Annotated in this window: 22 protein-coding genes; all 22 read right to left on the minus strand. The window is 38.7% G+C overall.

The window, feature by feature from the left end:
- Positions 1 to 955: IS30 family transposase (locus GQR44_RS11155; RefSeq protein WP_166371884.1), on the minus strand; the 955-nt coding region annotated here is incomplete at its 3' end.
- A gap of 375 nt (positions 956 to 1330) precedes the next feature.
- Complete coding sequence (locus tag GQR44_RS11160; RefSeq protein ID WP_166371885.1) at positions 1331 to 2017, minus strand: MaoC family dehydratase; 687 nt, start codon at positions 2015 to 2017, stop codon at positions 1331 to 1333.
- Positions 2018 to 2047: 30 nt separating this feature from the next.
- Positions 2048 to 2752, minus strand: coding sequence for an orotidine-5'-phosphate decarboxylase (gene pyrF, locus GQR44_RS11165; RefSeq protein WP_166371886.1), 705 nt, complete (start codon positions 2750 to 2752; stop codon positions 2048 to 2050).
- A gap of 106 nt (positions 2753 to 2858) precedes the next feature.
- Positions 2859 to 4031: a lipopolysaccharide assembly protein LapB gene (gene lapB / locus GQR44_RS11170; RefSeq protein WP_166371887.1), complete on the minus strand. Its 1173-nt coding sequence runs from the start codon at positions 4029 to 4031 to the stop codon at positions 2859 to 2861.
- Between the two features lie 6 nt (positions 4032 to 4037).
- Positions 4038 to 4325, minus strand: a complete 288-nt coding sequence (locus GQR44_RS11175) for a lipopolysaccharide assembly protein LapA domain-containing protein (protein WP_166371888.1) — start codon at positions 4323 to 4325, stop codon at positions 4038 to 4040.
- Positions 4326 to 4543: 218 nt separating this feature from the next.
- Positions 4544 to 4831: an integration host factor subunit beta gene (gene ihfB / locus GQR44_RS11180; protein WP_028867438.1), complete on the minus strand. Its 288-nt coding sequence runs from the start codon at positions 4829 to 4831 to the stop codon at positions 4544 to 4546.
- 83 nt (positions 4832 to 4914) lie between these two features.
- Positions 4915 to 6585 carry a 30S ribosomal protein S1 gene (gene rpsA / locus GQR44_RS11185; RefSeq protein ID WP_166371889.1) on the minus strand — a complete coding sequence of 557 codons (1671 nt, stop codon included), beginning with the start codon at positions 6583 to 6585 and terminating at the stop codon, positions 4915 to 4917.
- Positions 6586 to 6687: 102 nt separating this feature from the next.
- Entirely contained in the window at positions 6688 to 7374 is a 687-nt protein-coding gene (gene cmk, locus GQR44_RS11190) for a (d)CMP kinase (RefSeq protein ID WP_166371890.1), read from the minus strand.
- Between the two features lie 225 nt (positions 7375 to 7599).
- On the minus strand, positions 7600 to 8388 hold the full coding sequence (locus GQR44_RS11195) for a VacJ family lipoprotein (RefSeq protein WP_166371891.1): 789 nt from the start codon (positions 8386 to 8388) through the stop codon (positions 7600 to 7602).
- Between the two features lie 275 nt (positions 8389 to 8663).
- Positions 8664 to 10004, minus strand: coding sequence for a c-type cytochrome biogenesis protein CcmI (ccmI, locus tag GQR44_RS11200; RefSeq protein WP_166371892.1), 1341 nt, complete (start codon positions 10002 to 10004; stop codon positions 8664 to 8666).
- The gene (locus GQR44_RS11205) at positions 10001 to 10495 is read right to left on the minus strand and encodes a cytochrome c-type biogenesis protein (protein ID WP_166371893.1); all 495 of its coding nucleotides are present in this window, start codon (positions 10493 to 10495) and stop codon (positions 10001 to 10003) included. The genes ccmI and GQR44_RS11205 overlap by 4 nt, the downstream gene beginning before the upstream one ends.
- On the minus strand, positions 10492 to 11034 hold the full coding sequence (locus GQR44_RS11210; RefSeq protein WP_166371894.1) for a DsbE family thiol:disulfide interchange protein: 543 nt from the start codon (positions 11032 to 11034) through the stop codon (positions 10492 to 10494). Before GQR44_RS11210 ends, GQR44_RS11205 begins: the two co-directional genes overlap by 4 nt.
- Complete coding sequence (locus tag GQR44_RS11215; protein WP_166371895.1) at positions 11027 to 13015, minus strand: heme lyase CcmF/NrfE family subunit; 1989 nt, start codon at positions 13013 to 13015, stop codon at positions 11027 to 11029. The genes GQR44_RS11210 and GQR44_RS11215 overlap by 8 nt, the downstream gene beginning before the upstream one ends.
- A 12-nt stretch (positions 13016 to 13027) precedes the next feature.
- Entirely contained in the window at positions 13028 to 13498 is a 471-nt protein-coding gene (ccmE, locus tag GQR44_RS11220) for a cytochrome c maturation protein CcmE (protein WP_028867431.1), read from the minus strand.
- Positions 13495 to 13701, minus strand: coding sequence for a heme exporter protein CcmD (ccmD, locus tag GQR44_RS11225; protein WP_166371896.1), 207 nt, complete (start codon positions 13699 to 13701; stop codon positions 13495 to 13497). Before ccmD ends, ccmE begins: the two co-directional genes overlap by 4 nt.
- Before the next feature lies 1 nt (position 13702).
- The gene (locus tag GQR44_RS11230; RefSeq protein ID WP_166371897.1) at positions 13703 to 14464 is read right to left on the minus strand and encodes a heme ABC transporter permease; all 762 of its coding nucleotides are present in this window, start codon (positions 14462 to 14464) and stop codon (positions 13703 to 13705) included.
- Positions 14465 to 14585: 121 nt separating this feature from the next.
- Positions 14586 to 15254, minus strand: a complete 669-nt coding sequence (gene ccmB / locus GQR44_RS11235) for a heme exporter protein CcmB (protein ID WP_166371898.1) — start codon at positions 15252 to 15254, stop codon at positions 14586 to 14588.
- Positions 15247 to 15885 carry a cytochrome c biogenesis heme-transporting ATPase CcmA gene (gene ccmA, locus GQR44_RS11240; RefSeq protein WP_166371899.1) on the minus strand — a complete coding sequence of 213 codons (639 nt, stop codon included), beginning with the start codon at positions 15883 to 15885 and terminating at the stop codon, positions 15247 to 15249. The genes ccmB and ccmA overlap by 8 nt, the downstream gene beginning before the upstream one ends.
- Positions 15886 to 16532: 647 nt before the next feature.
- Complete coding sequence (locus GQR44_RS11245) at positions 16533 to 16925, minus strand: DUF2802 domain-containing protein (protein ID WP_166371900.1); 393 nt, start codon at positions 16923 to 16925, stop codon at positions 16533 to 16535.
- Positions 16926 to 16945: 20 nt separating this feature from the next.
- A complete protein-coding gene (locus GQR44_RS11250) occupies positions 16946 to 17434 on the minus strand; it encodes a chemotaxis protein CheW (RefSeq protein ID WP_166371901.1) in 489 nt (162 codons plus the stop codon).
- Positions 17435 to 17503: 69 nt separating this feature from the next.
- Positions 17504 to 18172 carry a chemotaxis protein CheW gene (locus tag GQR44_RS11255; RefSeq protein WP_240923633.1) on the minus strand — a complete coding sequence of 223 codons (669 nt, stop codon included), beginning with the start codon at positions 18170 to 18172 and terminating at the stop codon, positions 17504 to 17506.
- Between the two features lie 24 nt (positions 18173 to 18196).
- Complete coding sequence (locus GQR44_RS11260; protein WP_166371903.1) at positions 18197 to 18970, minus strand: ParA family protein; 774 nt, start codon at positions 18968 to 18970, stop codon at positions 18197 to 18199.
- Position 18971 lies beyond the last annotated feature (1 nt).

Below are 18971 nucleotides of genomic sequence, written 5' to 3' on the forward strand. Positions count from 1 at the left end.
CCATATGTTCAGCCATTAATTTGGCTGGCGTATTGTAATCTAATTTCTTTCTTGGTCTGTCATTGAGTTTCAATATTACCTCTTTTACTAATGAATTCGATACTTTTTTAAAGTCGGTAGATTTGGGCCAATATTGTCTTAACAAACCATTTGTATTTTCATTCAAACCACGTTGCCATGAACAGTATGGGTCTGCAAAATAGACTGCACACTTTAATTTTTTGGTTAACTCTTCGTGATAAGCGAACTCTTTACCGTTATCAGCGGTGATGGTTAATACTGCATTTTTAAATGGTTTTAATAATGCAAGTGTGGCCGCAGTGACAGTCTTTGCTGACTTATCATCAATACGTGTCGATACTGTAAAACGCGTTTTACGCTCAACAATAGTCACTAATGCGCCGCTGTGCCCTTTACCAATGACTAAATCTATTTCCCAATCACCAACTCGGCTACGTGTATCAACGATATTAGGTCGCTCATCAATACTGACGCGGTTCTTGATAAAACCTCGACCAGCTTGTTTATCTTTATTGCGCGCTTGGTAAGCCTTGCCTTTTCGACGCAGATATTGGAATAATTGACCACCACTCCGCTTATTGGAGCAAATATGTTGGTAAATAGTTTCATCGCTAATACTGGTACCATGCTCTTTCTTAAGCCATCCTGAGATTTGGTCAGGACTCCATTTTTCACCTAGTTTTACATTTATTAATGCAATCAGAGTAGATGTCATTTTAATCGCTTTACGCGCTTCAATACGCCTTTTAACTGCAGCTTGTTGGGCCTGGTTAATTCGATAACCTCGCTTACCTGTATTGCGAGAAAGCTCCCTACTAAGCGTTGATTGATTCACATTCAGTTGTTTAGCTATTTTATTTTGACTCATGCCTATTTTCTTTAGCGCATAAATCTGGCATCGTTGTTCGTAGGTCAGTTGTTTATATGTTTTCATTGTTGCATCTCTTGCCGGAGAAAAAGCGATAAGCATATATTCAGCTGACCGTCTTTTCTACCAATTCAAGTTATGCACTTATGATCTGAATCCAAGATATGTTTTTAATAAGTAATAAGTAATAAGTAATAAGTAATAAGTAATAAGTAATAAGTAATAAATAATAAGTAATAAGTAATAAATAATAAATAATGATTAGCTTGTATAAGGTGGCAATAATGTCCTTTTTATTCACTTAATATTTGAATATAAGCACTTTATAATCGAACTAAATTCAGGTGCGGGTTCAAGTTTAGATAAGTAAGTGGTAAGTGGTAACAATAACAAGTGTCAATTTATTGTAACCACTCAGTTTAGTTGGTCTTAGAAAACCAATTAGAAATAAACCCTGACCACGGAAACGGCCACACAACCTGGGCGGCGTGTACCTTGGATTTCTACGGAGATCTCTTTTTCGATCTCTAAACCGCGTTTGATCGGTGACACTTTAATTAAACGGCTATGCGCACGGATCACACTGCCGGTTTTCACTGGATAAGGAAAACGTACTTGATTAAGTCCGTAATTCACTGTCATTTTTGCATTAGGGTACGCAGGACGACTGGCATCCACACTGTCAGTTAAATGCGGCAGCAGGGATAACGTCAAAAAACCGTGAGCAATGGTGGTTTTAAAGGGTGATTCTCTTTCAGCACGTTCTACATCATTATGTAACCATTGATGATCTTCCGTGACATGTGCAAATTGATCCACACGATCCTGTGTAATTGTTAGCCATTCACCAACGTGTACCTCTTCGCCTATTCTGGTTTGTAAGCATAAAAACAATTCACGGGCTTCCGAGGAAACTTGAATTGGTTTTTGCGCTACTTTAACGGAGCGGCCATTCTCTAGTACTGAGTATTCCTTTACCCACGACAATAGCTGCTCACGGTTTTGATGTGCATTTTTCAAAAACAATGAATAATAATCACGTATTGCCGGTGACATCCATTGTTTGAAATCAAAAGCAATTTTTTGTATAAAATCTGCTTTATATTTAGTTATATCTATTTTTTTCATAAAAACTGGCGATCCTTTAACGGAGCTTAATTAACCTAGCGATGCGTTAATTTCATTTAATACGGCAACGGGATCTTGCGCTTGAGTAATAGGACGTCCAATGACTAAATAGTCGGATCCACTGTCAATTGCCTGCTTTGGTGTTTTAATACGGCGTTGATCACCTGCTGCAGAGCCTGCTGGGCGAATACCCGGCGTGATCAGTTTAAATGACTCACCTAACAAGGCTTTTAACTGTTGCGCTTCGTGTGACGAACAAACTACGCCATCTAACCCTGATGATTTAGTTAATGTGGCAAGACGTTTCACTTGCTCGGCAGGTGTTAACTCAATGCCTAGTTCTGCGAGGTCGCTTTGATCCATACTGGTTAATACGGTGACGGCAATTAATAGAGGCGCTTTATCACCGTAAGGTATCAATATTTCTTTTGCAGCTTCCATCATACGACGGCCACCACTGGCATGCACATTGACCATCCACACACCTAAGTCAGCCGCTGCTTTGACTGCTTTTGCAACTGTGTTAGGAATATCGTGAAACTTTAAATCTAAAAACACATCAAAGCCTTTAGCCACTACTAACTTAACAAATTCAGGCCCAAAGTGAGTAAACATCTCTTTACCAATCTTTAAGCGGCAAGTACTAGGATCAAGTTGCTCAATAAAAGCGAGTGCTTGTTGCTTGTTATCGTAATCTAATGCGATAACCACTTTAGGGTCGGTAAGCTGAGTCATTTTTATTCCTATATCAAACGGATGTAATTAAATATTTATAATGTGTGATTGTGAATTTACTGTGTGATCGTGAATGAAAGCGACGTGATTGTAAATGCACAATCGACTATTCGCCATCTAAACCTCGGATCGGTTTAATGCGTCCCCAGCTTTTACAAGATGGGCACTGCCAGAATAGTTTTTTAGTGGAATAGCCACATTTTTGACAGCGATATTGAGAGCGAGATTTAATTTGCTCACTCACTAAGGTATGAAGAAATACTAAACTTTCTTTCTCATTATCTGACTGTGCTAATCGCAAATGATAGGTCATTAAGTGATTAAAGCCTTTCATGGTCGGGTTACGTCTTAGCTCTTGCAGCATAAATGCCTGGGCTTCTTCAACGCTTTTAAATTCCGCAATTAAGCTAGCTAATAGGATAACCGCACTTGCGCCTCCGCCTAACCCCACAATATGATACAAATAATCCATTAACGCTTGTTCTGTATGTAGCTCTTTGTGCAGCGCATATAACTTTTCTAATATCACTTCGGTAAAGTCGATATCTAATTCAGGCACACGTTGTAATACTTCTAAGGCTTTTTTCTGCTGATGTTCTTGATCGTAATAATCGGCTATGGCGATACAAGCGCGTATACACTTAGGGTAAGTCACTAATGCTTTTTGATATAACTTGATGGCTTGCTTTTGTTGATCAGGTTTTTTCAATTGATCCGCTAAGCTGCAATAAAGGTAAGATAAGGTTCTTGGCTTGGCTTTATCTTGGCCCATTTTATTTAACTGTTCGGTACAGTTAATCGCCTCTTGCCAATCTTTTAGTTGTTGGTAGATAAGTAATAGGTTTTCTAGCGCAACTTGTCTGTACTCAGGAGATTCCTTGAGTTGAATAAAGGTTTCTTCACTGCGGTCAAACAAACCCGATTGATAGAAGTCTTTACCCAATTGCAACATAGCAAGGTCGCGTTGCTCAAGTGTTAAGTTAGGACGCGCAATTAAGTTTTGATGAATACGGATCGCACGGTCGACTTCGCCATTTTGACGAAATAGATTGCCTAGGGCGAGGTGTGTTTCAATGGTTTCATCATCAACATCTAACAATGCAATAAAATGATCAACGGCTTTATCGGGTTGTTCATTTAATAAAAAATTTAAGCCTTGAACATAATCACGGCTTAATTTATTGCCTTTCTGCTGTTTTTTCTGATAAACGCTGCGCACGCCCATGTACCAACCATAAAAGGCAGCCACGGGCAGTAAGAGAAAGAATATTTCTTGCACTAAGAATTAATCTTTTTCAATATTGGCGCGCAAATCATTCAGCTCTCTACGTTGTTTAACGGTTAATTTACGTAGCTGACGAGCCTTCATTTTTAATGCTAAATAAAAATAACTAGCAATAAATATCGCCATTGAAAAACCCATTGAGAAAACAATCGCTAATAATGTTGATAAGCGTAATTCATTTTGCGCAATGAGATAATTTAAGGTGACGAGTTGTTGGTTTTTTAAACCTATTACAATCACAATAATAAAAAATACCACTGTGATTAATATAGTTAGAAAGCGTTTCATACTGATACCCACACAAGAATAAGAAGTGATGAGTGTATTATAAATCAAGCAGGGAATAAATCATTGATATGATTCCTTTGCCATTATCCTCTAGGATATTGATCAAATTAATACTATTAGGGATGAAATGGTGACAGAAGTGGACTTTAAAAAAGATTGGAAGCAATTAAGAAGAAATAATAGATAAAAAAAATGGTGCTTTTCAGCACCATTTTTATTTAGGCATTTATTGCATTAACACGTTCTCTCAATGCTTTACCCGGTTTGAAGTGAGGAACATACTTCCCACCTAGTTCAACCTTATCCCCTGTTTTAGGGTTACGGCCAATGCGTGGAGCACGGTAATGTAAAGAAAAACTACCAAAGCCTCTGACTTCAATACGCTCGCCTGAGGCAAGGGAATTGGTCATCAACATTAATGTTTCTTTAACACTATCTTCAACTTCTTTAACCGACAATTGAAAGTGTTTGCTGGTTAGCCTTTCGATCAAATCAGACTTAGTCATAACTTACCTCGTATTATGTGAATACAAATTAAAAAAGACACCAGTTAATGCTATTAAAGGTGGCTGTTGCCAGCCACTTTTAATTATTTGCCTTTAGCAGCGTTAAACGCGTCAAGCATTGCATTACCCATGCTTGCTTCATCTTGTTGCTTCAAGCTATCGATAGCATCTTTCTCATCTGCTTCATCTTTAGCTTTGATAGACAAGCTGATTACGCGGTTTTTACGATCAACACCAACGTATTTAGCTTCAACAGATTCGCCAGCTTTTAATACTGTAGATGCATCTTCGATACGATCACGTGAGATATCTGCAACACGGATGTAACCTTCAACGCCTTCAGTAAGAGTAACTGTAGCACCCTTAGCATCAACTTCAGAAATAGTACCAGTAACAATAGTTCCTTTCTTGAATTCTGCTAAGTAATTGTTGAATGGGTCAGCAGCAATTTGTTTGATACCTAGAGAGATACGTTCGCGCTCTGGGTCAACTTGTAATACAACAGCTTCGATTTCGTCGCCTTTTTTGTAGTCAAGTACTGCTTTTTCGCCTTCAACTTCCCAGCTAATGTCAGAAAGGTGAACTAGACCGTCGATGTTGCCATCAAGACCGATGAAGATACCGAAGTCAGTGATAGATTTAATCTTACCAGAAACTTTTTGGCCTTTATCGTGTGTTGAAGAGAACTCTTCCCACGGGTTAGCTTTACATTGTTTAAGGCCTAGAGAAATACGACGACGTTCTTCGTCGATGTCTAGAACCATAACTTCAGCCATATCGCCTAAGTTAACAACTTTAGATGGGTGGATGTTTTTATTAGTCCAATCCATTTCAGAAACGTGAACAAGACCTTCTACGCCTTCTTCAATTTCTACGAAACAACCGTAATCAGTTAAGTTTGTAACTTTACCAGTTAGACGAGTTGATTCAGGGTAACGCTTAGCGATTGCAACCCATGGATCTTCACCTAATTGCTTAAGACCTAGTGATACACGAGTACGCTCACGGTCAAACTTAAGGATTTTAACGTTGATTTCTTCACCAACAGTTACGATTTCGCTTGGGTGTTTAACACGTTTCCAAGCCATATCAGTGATATGTAGTAGGCCGTCTACGCCGCCTAAGTCTACGAATGCACCGTAGTCAGTAAGGTTCTTAACGATACCTTTAACTTCTTGACCTTCTTGAAGGTTCTCAAGAAGCTCATCACGTTCAACACTGTTTTCAGTTTCGATAACAGCACGACGAGATACAACAACATTGTTGCGTTTTTGGTCTAGCTTGATCACTTTGAATTCAATATCTTTGTTTTCAAGGTGAGCAGTGTCACGTACCGGACGTACGTCAACTAATGAGCCAGGTAGGAAAGCACGGATACCGTTTAATTCAACAGTGAAACCACCTTTAACTTTACCGTTGATAACACCGATAACAGTTTCTTGGTCTTCGTACGCTTTTTCTAACTGGATCCAAGCTTCGTGACGTTTAGCTTTTTCGCGAGAAAGTTTAGTTTCACCGAAACCATCTTCTACAGCGTCTAGAGCTACATCACAAACATCGCCAACTTCAACTTCAATTTCGCCAGCAGCGTTCTTGAATTCTTCAACTGGGATAGCAGCTTCAGATTTAAGACCAGCATCAACGAATACTAAATTATTGCTAATACGTACGATTGTACCTTTAACAATTGTTCCTGGGCGAGTTTCTACTTGTTGAAGAGATTCTTCAAATAGTTCAGCAAAAGATTCCATCATCTATTTATTCACACTTATTTTATACAACCACATACAATCCATTCGTACGGGAGGCAAGAGAGTTACCACTTCATCCATAAAGTAGTATTAGTAAACAACTGATTATTCAGTTGAAATTTTTAATTTAAGTTCAGTTAAGGTTAATACTTTGTCTACAACTTGATCAATCGTTAATGTCGTTGAGTCAATAACCAATGCATCATCAGCAGGTCGTAATGGAGCAACAGCTCGGTTACGATCTCGATAATCACGCTCTTTAATCTCGCTTAAAATTTGCGCGATGCTAACATTAAAGCCCTTATCTTGCAACTGATTAAAACGGCGTTGGGCTCGCTCCTCGGCGCTTGCATCTAAGAATATCTTGACCTTAGCCTCTGGAAATACCACTGTGCCCATGTCTCGGCCATCGGCAATTAAACCAGGTTGTTGTAAGAATGCTTTTTGACGTGCTAGCAAGGCTGATCGTACCAGCTCAATAGAAGCGACCTCCGATGCGGCTTGTGCAACCACTTCAGTGCGTAACTTATCACCGACATTTTCATCGTTTAATAAGGTATCTACACCGCTACCATTAGAGACAAATGAAACATCTAATGTTAATGCTAAATCCGCTAATGCTTGAGCATCGTTTAGTGCGACTTTTTGTTGTAATGCGGCGTAAGCTAAAATACGATAAAGCGCTCCACTGTCTAATAAATGCCATCCTAGCTTTTTCGCTAAAATGTGACATACGGTCCCTTTACCTGAACCACTTGGTCCATCAATGGTAATTAAATTTTCAACTGACATATCAACCCCGAGTCTTTGATTAAATTAGTTTTTAGTCTTTTTTATTTATATTGCTAGTACTTATATTACTAGTATTTATATTGTTTTTTGCTGTGCTGTAACAACTCATATAATTGTTTGAGCAAAGATTGCCAAGAACAAATCTTGTCAGGAGCAAAGGTTGCCAGGAACAATTGCAATGAATTGTAACCAAGAAGCATGATCTGCTATTAGTTTGCACGGCTATTAATCAATTTCATCTAGGAAATCATTCAGCTCTTGTTCTGTTTGTTTTTGTGAACGTTGTGATTTTTGCTGTTGCAGTTTGATAAATTCATCCGAGCTCGCTCCCTGCGAATAAAATTTAAAGGCTTCGTATTGTATGTAAGCTTCTTTCACAAATGTATAAGGGTCTAGAGATTGATCGATTAACGCTTCTTGACCTAATAACCCTTCGCGCACGTCTAAGCCATTTAAACCCCATACCACGCCTGATTGCCATAAATTCAAATAGCTCATTGGAAAGTACAACCCATCCACTACATTGCCCACTAATATTCTGGTACTACGCGGTCCAATCACGGGCACCATAAGATACGGGCCGTGCGGCACTGACCAATGCCCTAATACATTACCAAAACTTTCTCGACGGCGTTCGATGCCACCGTACTTAGCGATATCAAATAAGCCTAGCAAGCCAAACGTTGAGTTGAAGGTAAAGCGAAAAAAGGCATTGGTGGCCTGTTTAAACTCTAACTGTAATAAGTTATTCACAATGTTTGAGGGTTCGTCTAAATTAAGCACCATGTTATTAAGCGCCGTTCTGCCGCCATCGGGCACCCAATCAACGTAGGTTTCAGTAACCGGTCTGTAAATGTAACCATCTAAAACATAATAGTTAAAATCCCACACCAAGCGATTGACTGGTTCAATAGGGTCACTCATATAAGTTTCTTTGTCGCCCTGCACACTTTGCGCATACACAGTGTTGCTAGCTAAAAACACCAGAGAAAGTAGAAAAGAACGTTTAAGCATATGCTGTACCTTGCGACAAATTAAGTAAGAGATAACTTATTATAAAAAATAACAGCCCCCACTTTATCGAGATTAAAAGTTAAGTCTTATGAATAGCCAACAGATAACAGTATGTAATGAATACTGTTATCTGTTGATGTTAATTGCTTATTTTAGACTGTTATTAAGCTATCGGTAATTAAAGTAACTGTTATTAAAGTAACTGCTATTAAAGTAACTGCTATTAAAGCACCAGTATAAATCATCAACTATAAAGGACCGATAAATGTGAGCGATCAAGATTGTTGATTGATCTCGATATTAACCGCTGCCTTCTGACCTGCTTTTATAACCTGACTTACACCAGACCACTGTCCGTTAGTTTTATTTACGGTGCCATCGGCAGAAATGCGCGCTTTGATAATAAACTGTTTATGATCACTTAATTTAATACCTTGCATCATGGCATTAGCATCGGATAAAACAACCTTCACAGGAAATTCCGTAACCGGTAACTTAACTGCCGCAATCGGCATAGCTGGACCATTCACTGCCTGTGCATAAACAAATAATGTACTGTTGTCAGTATAACTAACTTGTTGTGTAACAGTAATATTAACTTGGTAAGCAGCACCTACTACAGCAGGCGAAGCTTGTGCCTTTGCAGTCGCTTGATTTGTGTTCAGCTTCTGCTCACTATCAACACCCTCTGCTTGTGTACCAGTAGCAGCGGCTTGTTCTGATTGTTGCTGTGCTAATTGCTGCTGTGTTAATTGCTTTTTGGCGTAATCAATACTGTTACTCAGCATGATCGCTTTTTCGCTTTTAGGATCAACTAAACTCAACATTTTTTGCCAACGCTCAACGGCTCCTGCAAAGTTTTCCTGTTGCAGCGCCATAAAGCCGTACATTGACCATGCATCGTAATTATCAGGGTACCTTTGTAAGAAGTTTTTAAGCATTAAAGGAGCTGTTGCTTTTGAATACTCATCACCAATTTTCATTTTTAGTTCAATGTATTCTAATTCTATCTCAGGATTTTCTGGCGCAACATCTACTGCCTTTTTAATGGCATCTAACGCTAACTCTTTATCCTTAAAAACACGGCCTAAGCGGCTGTATAAAACCCAACCTTCGGCATCATTGGGTTGATTAGCTAAATGTGTGCGTAGCCCTAACATTAAATCTTGTAATTCTTGCTCGTTAGGTCGCGCATCATTTTCTTCAAATAATTTTTTATGTATTTCAGGGTAACGTTGTAACGTCTGCTGCCAGTTGTTCACTTCTTGAAACGCACCGACTGACCAATATAAAGCAACCGTGGCTAAAACAAGAAACACAACCCCAGGTACCCAAATACGTTGTGCATTATTTTGCTTACTTTGCTTACCTTCATCGATATCATCGAGTAGGTTATATTGCAGCTCAGCCACCATCGCTTCTTTATCAACCACTACACCTTGACTAAGATCGTCTTCAACTTCTTTCAAACGAATATCGTAAAGCTCATGGTTAAGCTGATTACGGCGATCTTCATTTCGCCCTTGCTGTGCTTTGTCACGAACAAAATGGGTTACCATCACCACACTAAATACCAGCAGTAATAACAATGCGGCAATAACAAACTGTAAAATCATGATTTTGTATCCTTAGCATGCTGTTTTAATAGCTGCTGTAACTTTTGCTGTTCTTGATCGTCTAAATTGTCTTCTTTTGCCAGCTGTTTTTTAATTTGTCTAATTAATACTAATAAACCAAATACAACAAATAACAGCGGCCCTAACCAAAGAAATATAGTCGCAGGTGTAACAGGCGGATCATAACGCACAAAATTGCCAAATCGCGCTACCATATAGTCCACAACTTGATCTTTGCTTTGCCCTTGTTTGACTAACTCATAGGTTTTATTACGTAAATCCTTTGCTAATTCCGCGTTGGAGTCGGCAATATTTTGATTTTGACATTTAGGACAACGCAATAATTTAGTTAATTCGTGAAAGGTTTTCTCTTGCTGCGCATTTTCAAACTCAAAGGTATCAATAGCCGCTTGACTGGCATGAGAGAATAAAATCATGCAAGCCGCTAGCAATAAAGGGATCAATGTATTTATTTTATTTAATTGAATCATTGCATATCCTCATAAATAGCCAGTAGCTTATCGTTCCATACTTTGTCGTTTAAGTCGCCCACATGACGATATTGAATGATGCCATTACTATCAATAAAAAAGGTTTCAGGTGCGCCATAAACGCCCAAATCCATACCTAACATGCCACTTTTATCAAACAGGCTGATTTTGTAAGGGTCATTTAAGTCTTTTAACCAACGAATCGCTTTTTTACGATCATCTTTATAATTCATCCCAACGATATACAAACCTTGTTTGGCTAATTTATTAAGATAGGTATGCTCCGCATAACAAGTGGGGCACCATGTAGCCCAAACATTAAGCAACATTTTCTGACCTTTAAAGATACTCGCATCATATTGTTTATCTGCATCGTAGATATCTTGCAACGTAAACGCAGGCACAGCTTGCCCGACTAAAGCAGAGTCCAATTTGCTGGGGTCACTGCCTTTTAATAACGGTGTTGCTAAGAAAACAGCGCCAATGATAAATATAATAAAGGGCACTAATAAGGTTAATACGCGACGTTTATTAAGCATCGGCTCCTCCTGCTGGTGCTGGTTTATTTTCACTATCCACAACGTTGTCTTTTTTGCTTCGGTAACGACGGTCACAGAGCATTAACAAACCACCAAATGCCATCAATAATGGTCCTAACCAGATCCAACGAATAAAAGGTTTGTAATAGATACGCACTGCCCATGCACCATCGGGTAACATTTCACCCATGGCAATATACAAATCACGCGTGAAACCAGCATTGATTGCAGCTTCCGTCATTGGCATACGCTGTACCGTATAGATACGTTTTTCAGCTTCCATCACAGCAATGGTTTTTTGATCTTTTTTCACCGTAAATACACCCACAGTGGCAGTATAGTTTTGCCCATTATGTGGTTTAACTTGATCAAAATGAAAATCATAATGCTCAAAGGCAATATGTTGACCTACAGCTAATTTGACATCTTTTTCGATTGAATAATTTTGTGTCATGGTAATACCGATAATCATCACCGCTAAACCAAAATGACCAAAACTCATCGCCCAATGACTGTTGCCTAACTTCATGACTCCTTTGCTAAAGCTATGACGATGTGTTGAACGCAAATAAATTTCATAGATCACACCAACGATGATCCAGAATCCTAAAAACGTCCCCATTACCGCTAACCAAGTCAACGAAGGTGCAAAGGTAAATAGGAATACTATCGTCGATAACACACTTAAAATAAGGATCATCGTTAGCGGTTTTTTCAGGTCATTAAGTTGCTGACGTTTCCAACGGAATAATGAACCGACACCCACAAACAAAGCAAAAGGCACAATAATAATGGTGAACATACGATTAAAGAAAGGTTCGCCGATAGAGATACTACCAAGCCCAATTTCTTTATGTACTAAAGGTAACAATGTTCCTAATAACACTACGATTAAAGCAGCGATTAATAGTATGTTGTTAATCAGCAATACACTTTCACGCGACACTAACTGGTAACGACCACGGCTTTTCACTTTTGATGCTTGAATTGCATATAATAATAACGAGCCGCCAATCACTAACACTAAGAAGCCTAAAATAAATAGACCACGTGTAGGATCACTGGCAAAGGCATGTACCGAGACCAACACACCAGAACGTACTAAAAATGTACCTAATAAACTTAAAGAGAACGCGCTTAAGGCTAAAAGCACTGTCCATGATTTGAACACACCACGTTTTTCACTAACCGCGAGAGAATGGATCAAGGCAGTACCGGCTAACCATGGCATAAATGATGCGTTTTCTACTGGATCCCAAAACCACCAGCCGCCCCAACCTAGTTCGTAATAAGCCCACCAGCTACCTAATGCGATACCAACGGTTAAAAACATCCACGCGGCCATTGTCCAAGGACGAGACCATTTTGCCCAAGCACTATCTAAGCGCCCTTCTAACAAAGCAGCAATAGCAAAAGCAAAGGCAACAGAAAAACCTACATAACCCATATAAAGCATAGGTGGATGTATGACTAAGCCAAAATCCTGTAATAGAGGGTTTAAATCACGGCCATCGATGGGGAAATAAGGCAAGGTTCGATCAAATGGATTCGAGGTTAAAATAACAAATAAGTAAAACCCAAAGGCCAGTAAACCTAATACCGCTAGCACTCGAGCCACCGACTCAATCGGCAAACGTTTACTCATTAAAGCAACCGCTATACTCCAAGTCGATAGTAAAAAGACCCACAATAATAAAGAACCTTCATGTGCGCCCCATACCGCAGATAAACGGTAGTACCAAGGTAAGGCTGAATTAGAGTTAGTCGCAATATAACCAATGGTAAAATCATTGATTAAAAAAGAGTAACTTAAAATAACAAAGGAAGTGGCGACGGCTACAAATTGTAAAATAGTAAATATTTTAGCGCTACGAATAGCACCTTGGTGCCCCGTATGAACACCGTAAAGTGGATATACAGTTTGTAGCAATGACAGTATACATGCCAAGATTAAGGAAAATTGGCCAATTTCAGGAAGCATTAATCTAACCCTTTAGTTTGATTGTTGTGTTTTTAAATGATCCATACCCTTTAGCGCATCAGCAACTTCAGGTGGCATGTATTCCTCATCGTGCTTAGCTAAGACTTCAAAAGCATCAATAGCATTACGTGATTTTAACACTCCCTGTGCAACGATCCCCTGACCTTCACGGAAAAGGTCCGGTAAAATTCCATCAAAATAAACAGTGACTTGACCTGCTTTATTATCAATCAGATCAAAACTTACTTTCAAGCTTTCTGGATCGCGTTGTACGGAACCATTTAAGACCATACCACCAACGCGTAAGCGCTGACCGACTTCTGGTTTGATACCCGTTTCGTTTTTACCATTAATGATTTCATCGGGTGTATAAAACAGATCAATATTTTGCTGTAGTGCAAATAACGTCAAACCAATTGCGACAGACAACCCGACAATTAATGAAGAGGTGATTAATAAGCGCTTTTTACGTCTTGGATTCATAGGGTGCCTTCTCTATTTTCAGCTGCTTTAATACGTTGTTCACGCAGTAGGCGTTGTTCAACATGCTTGAATATTTTTTTACGCTTGGTCACTGTGCTAATAACTAATAACAAAACACTGAGTAGTGACACGCCATAAGCTAACCAAACATAAAAACTATAACCGCCCATGGCGATAAAATCGGACCAGGATGCAAATGCCATATTAACCTCGTTTATTAACTGAAGAGCTGGATTGCTGTACTAATGCTATCACCCATGGGCGATGGCTTTCTCTTTGCAATATTTCATTACGGAAACGATATAACACCATGAATCCTAAGAAGGCTGCAAAGCTGACAATCATGATCAGTAGTGGAACCAACATGTCGGTTGCCATGGAAGGCTGATCAAACTTTGTGATGGTTGCTCCTTGATGCAAAGTATTCCACCATACCACTGAGAAATGAATAATAGGCAGATTAATCACACCTACCAAGGTCAAAATAGAGGCTGCACGCCCCGCTAATACTTTGTCTGAGAAAGCGTTGTATAAAGCAATAATGCCTAGGTATACAAATAACAAAATCAACTCTGAGGTTAATCGTGCATCCCAAACCCACCAAGCACCCCACATAGGTTTACCCCATGCGGCGCCAGTAAATAGAGCGATAAAAGTATAAACAGCACCAATCGGTGCGGTCGCTGCAACGGTCATTTCCGCTAAACGAATTTGCCATACTAAGCCAATAAAAGCGGCAATCGCCATAGTCGAGTATGCGCCCATCGCCATCATCGCTGCGGGTACATGTATGTAGATAATTCTAAAGCTATCACCCTGCTGATAATCCGCTGGTGCAAATGCTAAGCCCCATATTATACCCACTACAAAAGTAGGCAATGCAACGGCCAAAAACCACGGCATTAACTTACCGGATAATGCATAACTTTTTTCCGCTTTTGCATAGGGGTGTAACCATTTCCACATAATCGAATCTCTATCTTGATCTTTACATTAATAAAAAAGTTTAAATAATACCTGATATTGAGTTATCAGTATTGATCATTAACAAACACAACAGTCTATACGCTGACATTTAGCAAATAGATTAACTAACACTAACCCTTAATGAAGCAGCGATAGCAAAGGGCGCTAAAGTAATTGCCCCAACTAACATGGCACCTAATAATGCCAATAAACCGATATACGATTGTCCAAACGTTGCAGCATCAATCGCCATTGTTGAAAAAATTAAAATAGGAATACTCAAAGGCAGCATAATCAAACTTAGCAATACACCTCCTTTACGTAAGCCAATTGTTAACGCAACACCAATTGAGCCCAGTAAACTCAAAATTGGCGTGCCAATCAACAGCGTCAAAAATAATGCCCAGAAAGTACTTTCTTGTAGTGACAAAAACACTGCCAATAAAGGAGAAACTAATAATATCGGCAACCCTGTTAGTAACCAATGCGCAAACACTTTAGCACTGACTAACCAGGTTAAAGGTTGTGGTGCTAGCATCATTTGCTCTAGTGAACCGTCGATGAAATCATCTTTAAATAAACGCTCAAAAGATAACAACGCAGCTAGCAAGGCGGCAACCCAGATAATCCCCGGTGCAATACGAGCTAATAAAGCCGGATCGGTACCAATCCCTAATGGGAATAAAGTCACGACAATAACAAAAAACCAAATCGGATTTAAAATATCACTTTGTTGGCGGAAAGCGCCTAATAATTCTTTACGTACAATTTGCAAAAAAGCATTAAACATATTGCTCTCCTGCCGCTGGCTTTTGTAAGGTTAATTTTTTATATAATTGGGGTGGTAATAATAAATCTTGGTGAGTGGTCAATATCACCATGCCCCCCTTTTCAGCATGTTTGATTAATAATTTTTCAATCACTTGCACGCCATTTTTATCAATGGCCGTAAACGGTTCATCTAAAATCCATAACGGACAATCACTAAACCACATTCTTGCTAATGCCACACGACGTTGCTGACCCGCTGACAATTGTGCCGTTGGTACATTTTCGTATCCCGCCAAACCTACTAAAGTCAAAATTTCCCATGCATCAAACTCAACCTTTGGATTAAATAATTGATGAAAATAATGCAGGTTTTCAAGTGCGGTTAATTCAGGTTTAACACCGGACTTATGGCCAAGATAAAGCATATTTTGATAATAAGCATCGCGATCTAACGCAATACTTTGATGTTGCCAGTGCACTTCACCTTCATAGGGGGTTGATAACCCAACCAGTAAACGGAATAAGCTGGTTTTCCCCACACCATTAGGTCCCTCGACCTGTAAGATTTCGCCGGGAGCTAGGGTAAAATTTAGATTATTGAACAAAACTCGCTCTTCACGCACACAAGTTAAGTTTTTACACTGAAGCATTCAGGCTTACCCTTATATCAATCGTAATAATTAAGTGTTCTACTTTAGTAGACTAGAACACTTATTTTTCTTGTATCGGCTTTTCTAAATCGCTTTTATTATATAGAAAGCATTCATATCACTAAGGAATGATGAGCTAAAGAGTATGACCAAAAAGTTATACTTTAAAAAGTACAATCGTCATAATATGCCATTTAATGTCATATTAAAATGTTAGCGGATCCTAACATAGAAAAAGCAGACGGGTAACTATCTGAGATCAGGTAATACAGGAAAAAATGGGGGAGATAAGATTAACAGTCAATTATGTTGAAAATGGAAAGTATTCGCCTCTTTTTTAGTTCTCTATGCAAGGTAATGAATTGATAGATGGCAGTATAGGAATGTGTCAGTGTTAATTGAACAATAAGGCTTAATAACGTTACTTTTCAACTTATACTCACTCTCATAGTATTAATCTAAACTAAGCAATAACAGGCAGCACTGCATTTTAAAATTCATTTAGACAATGCGCCTGTGCTTTTATTATGTCTGCTTTTTTATTATTACTACTTTTTTATTATTGCTAGTAGTGATTATGCAGTTAAAAATATGCCGCTGAAATTATTTAGCTCAATTTATTTGGACCAAGCTATTTTTGAATCAAGCTATTTACGGTGTAGGTTAACTAGCAACTCAGCTTCAGCACGAGGCAATTCACAATCAGTCATTAACTCTTCAACACTTGCACCAAGCTCAACCATTTTCATGGCACGTGTATAAAGTCTATTTTCTGGCGCAGAAGCCACTAAGTTAACTTGGTTTTCCTGGGTTTTTCTCACCACGACATCTAACTGTTGCAGCTTCTTACCCATTCCTACGGCACCAGAATGAATCTCTATAAATTGTTTTTTATTAGCCTCTTGCTGTGCAAGTAAAGACTTCACTAATACTTCTAAAGAGTGTGCTTTTTTACTCATTTTTTTAAATAAAAAAAGCATAGTAATAAAAAAAATAATGGCTAACAAAAGTGCTAGCCAAGGAATATATTGTAAAAACATGTGTTACTCGATACAGGTCATTAAAGTAGGTTTAATTCGTCCCACTCATCATCACTGAGTAATTTGTTTAAATCAACTAAAATTAACAAGCCATTGTCGCGGTTACAGACACCTTGAATAAATTGAGAGCTTTCTTCAGTACCTACATGAGGAGCTGGTTCCATCTCTGATTTTTTCAAATATACGACTTCAGCAACACTATCTACTAAAATACCAATCACTTGCTTTTCAGCTTCAATGATAACAATACGGCTATTATCAGTGATCTCAGCAGGCATTAAGCCAAAGCGAGAGCGAGTATCAATTACAGTAACTACATTGCCGCGCAGGTTGATAATCCCTACCACATAATCAGGTGCACCCGGTACTGCTGCGATTTCGCTGTAACGCAAAATCTCTTGCACTTGCATTACATTGATACCGTATGTTTCATTGTCTAAAAGAAACGTTACACGTTGAAAAATTTCATCTTCTGATGTTTTATCAGACAGTTTAGATTCTATATTCATTTTGCCTCTGCTTAAATGTTGTAAATTTTAATTTAGCTTAGTAGCAAATATTCAAATTTCCATGCTAACCTAGCCTCGAATGTCCATTCCTTGATTCAATAGCTTAATTAATTCTTGTACGTGGATCAAAGCGCACATTTTATTCTTCACCATCCCCGCTAACCAAGGGCGAGATCCTTTTTTGTCGCGCCACCTAACCTGATCTTTGCTGAGATTTTCTGTGCCTAACAATTTCTCACAGGATAATCCCCACGGTGTACTACCCAATAAAATATAATGACTATACTTAAGATCCTTGGCGCTGCAACCAAGCTGCAACCATAATGATGTATCGACGATATTATAGAGTTTATTATTATGTTTTGTGACGCCAGAAAACCAAGCTGGTTTGCCCATCAAAAAATTAAGTTCTTTATCAAGGTGATAGATACCACCTAAATCAGTCAAAGGTACTGCAAACGTAACATGATTAAGCTCAAAAAATAACACTTGAAACTCATTCTCTACGTCAATATTTTTCCATTCTTCGGTGGTTGCTGATTGTTTTAGTATTTCGGCTTCTTCTGATACTTGTAAATGCAATTGCGCTTTAGTGCTTGAATTTGAAAACACTAATTCTTCAGGCAATGTTGGTAACTCTGCAAATTCAGTCGAGGCCTTTTTTTCTGGTTTATCTGATTTTTCTGACGCCGGCGTTGTTTTTTCATTATGAAGCATAGAATCAAAATAGTTTTTCATAGCCTCGTCATTGTTGTTTTTCATTTAGTTATGCTCAGTTTGTAGCAAGTAATTTAATAAAGTTTCATAGGCAAAAGAGCCGCGACAGCTTTTTATAAAATGTGAAATAGGTAAATGCGCTAAACTTGCATCCCTAAATTTAGTATCAATGGGAATAACACCATTCCAGACCTTGCCTTGATAGGTCTTTTTTAATTCATCTAAAGTTTTGATTGAAGCACTGGTGCGCCTGTCAAACATAGTAGGGATTATGCAATAATTAAAATCTTTGCCTCTCGACTGCTGCATGATGCCTAAGGTTTGTACCATACGTTGTAGGCCCTTCGATGCTAAGAACTCAGTTTGTACAGGGATCAAAATCCGTTCACACGCGGCTAATGCATTAACCATCATCACACCTAATACCGGCGGGCAATCAATAAGCACAAAATCGTAATCATCTTCGACTAATTTAAGCTGCTTATAAAGAAATAACCCCATACCTTGTTGGTTTCCCAATACCCGATCCAAGGTGGCTAATGACATTGATGCAGGAATTAATGATAAATTATCAATTTCAGTGGGCAGTATTAGTTTTTCTAATTCCGCCTTGGTAGTAGCAGGATCTTGAAAAAGGTCATATAAACTCACCGGCAATTGGTCTGAATCATATTGTAAATAACTGGTTAATGAAGCATGCGGGTCAGTATCAATCAATAAAACACGAAAACCACGATCCACTAAGATCCCAGCAAGGGATGCGACGGTTGTGGTTTTTCCGACCCCACCTTTTTGATTTGCAATCGTCCAAACTTTCACC

It is taken from the genome of Psychromonas sp. SA13A, from assembly GCF_011378715.1.
GTDB lineage: Bacteria > Pseudomonadota > Gammaproteobacteria > Enterobacterales > Psychromonadaceae > Psychromonas.

What these genes read in the sequence shown, in the direction of transcription:
- GQR44_RS11160 (WP_166371885.1), bottom strand. Translation starts at nt 2,017, where the DNA reads ATGAAAAAAATAGATATAACTAAATATAAAGCAGATTTTATACAAAAA.
- pyrF (WP_166371886.1), bottom strand. Translation starts at nt 2,752, where the DNA reads ATGACTCAGCTTACCGACCCTAAAGTGGTTATCGCATTAGATTACGAT.
- GQR44_RS11175 (WP_166371888.1), bottom strand. Translation starts at nt 4,325, where the DNA reads ATGAAACGCTTTCTAACTATATTAATCACAGTGGTATTTTTTATTATT.
- ihfB (WP_028867438.1), bottom strand. Translation starts at nt 4,831, where the DNA reads ATGACTAAGTCTGATTTGATCGAAAGGCTAACCAGCAAACACTTTCAA.
- rpsA (WP_166371889.1), bottom strand. Translation starts at nt 6,585, where the DNA reads ATGATGGAATCTTTTGCTGAACTATTTGAAGAATCTCTTCAACAAGTA.
- cmk (WP_166371890.1), bottom strand. Translation starts at nt 7,374, where the DNA reads ATGTCAGTTGAAAATTTAATTACCATTGATGGACCAAGTGGTTCAGGT.
- GQR44_RS11195 (WP_166371891.1), bottom strand. Translation starts at nt 8,388, where the DNA reads ATGCTTAAACGTTCTTTTCTACTTTCTCTGGTGTTTTTAGCTAGCAAC.
- ccmI (WP_166371892.1), bottom strand. Translation starts at nt 10,004, where the DNA reads ATGATTTTACAGTTTGTTATTGCCGCATTGTTATTACTGCTGGTATTT.
- GQR44_RS11205 (WP_166371893.1), bottom strand. Translation starts at nt 10,495, where the DNA reads ATGATTCAATTAAATAAAATAAATACATTGATCCCTTTATTGCTAGCG.
- GQR44_RS11210 (WP_166371894.1), bottom strand. Translation starts at nt 11,034, where the DNA reads ATGCTTAATAAACGTCGCGTATTAACCTTATTAGTGCCCTTTATTATA.
- GQR44_RS11215 (WP_166371895.1), bottom strand. Translation starts at nt 13,015, where the DNA reads ATGCTTCCTGAAATTGGCCAATTTTCCTTAATCTTGGCATGTATACTG.
- ccmE (WP_028867431.1), bottom strand. Translation starts at nt 13,498, where the DNA reads ATGAATCCAAGACGTAAAAAGCGCTTATTAATCACCTCTTCATTAATT.
- ccmD (WP_166371896.1), bottom strand. Translation starts at nt 13,701, where the DNA reads ATGGCATTTGCATCCTGGTCCGATTTTATCGCCATGGGCGGTTATAGT.
- GQR44_RS11230 (WP_166371897.1), bottom strand. Translation starts at nt 14,464, where the DNA reads ATGTGGAAATGGTTACACCCCTATGCAAAAGCGGAAAAAAGTTATGCA.
- ccmB (WP_166371898.1), bottom strand. Translation starts at nt 15,254, where the DNA reads ATGTTTAATGCTTTTTTGCAAATTGTACGTAAAGAATTATTAGGCGCT.
- ccmA (WP_166371899.1), bottom strand. Translation starts at nt 15,885, where the DNA reads ATGCTTCAGTGTAAAAACTTAACTTGTGTGCGTGAAGAGCGAGTTTTG.
- GQR44_RS11245 (WP_166371900.1), bottom strand. Translation starts at nt 16,925, where the DNA reads ATGTTTTTACAATATATTCCTTGGCTAGCACTTTTGTTAGCCATTATT.
- GQR44_RS11250 (WP_166371901.1), bottom strand. Translation starts at nt 17,434, where the DNA reads ATGAATATAGAATCTAAACTGTCTGATAAAACATCAGAAGATGAAATT.
- GQR44_RS11255 (WP_240923633.1), bottom strand. Translation starts at nt 18,172, where the DNA reads ATGAAAAACTATTTTGATTCTATGCTTCATAATGAAAAAACAACGCCG.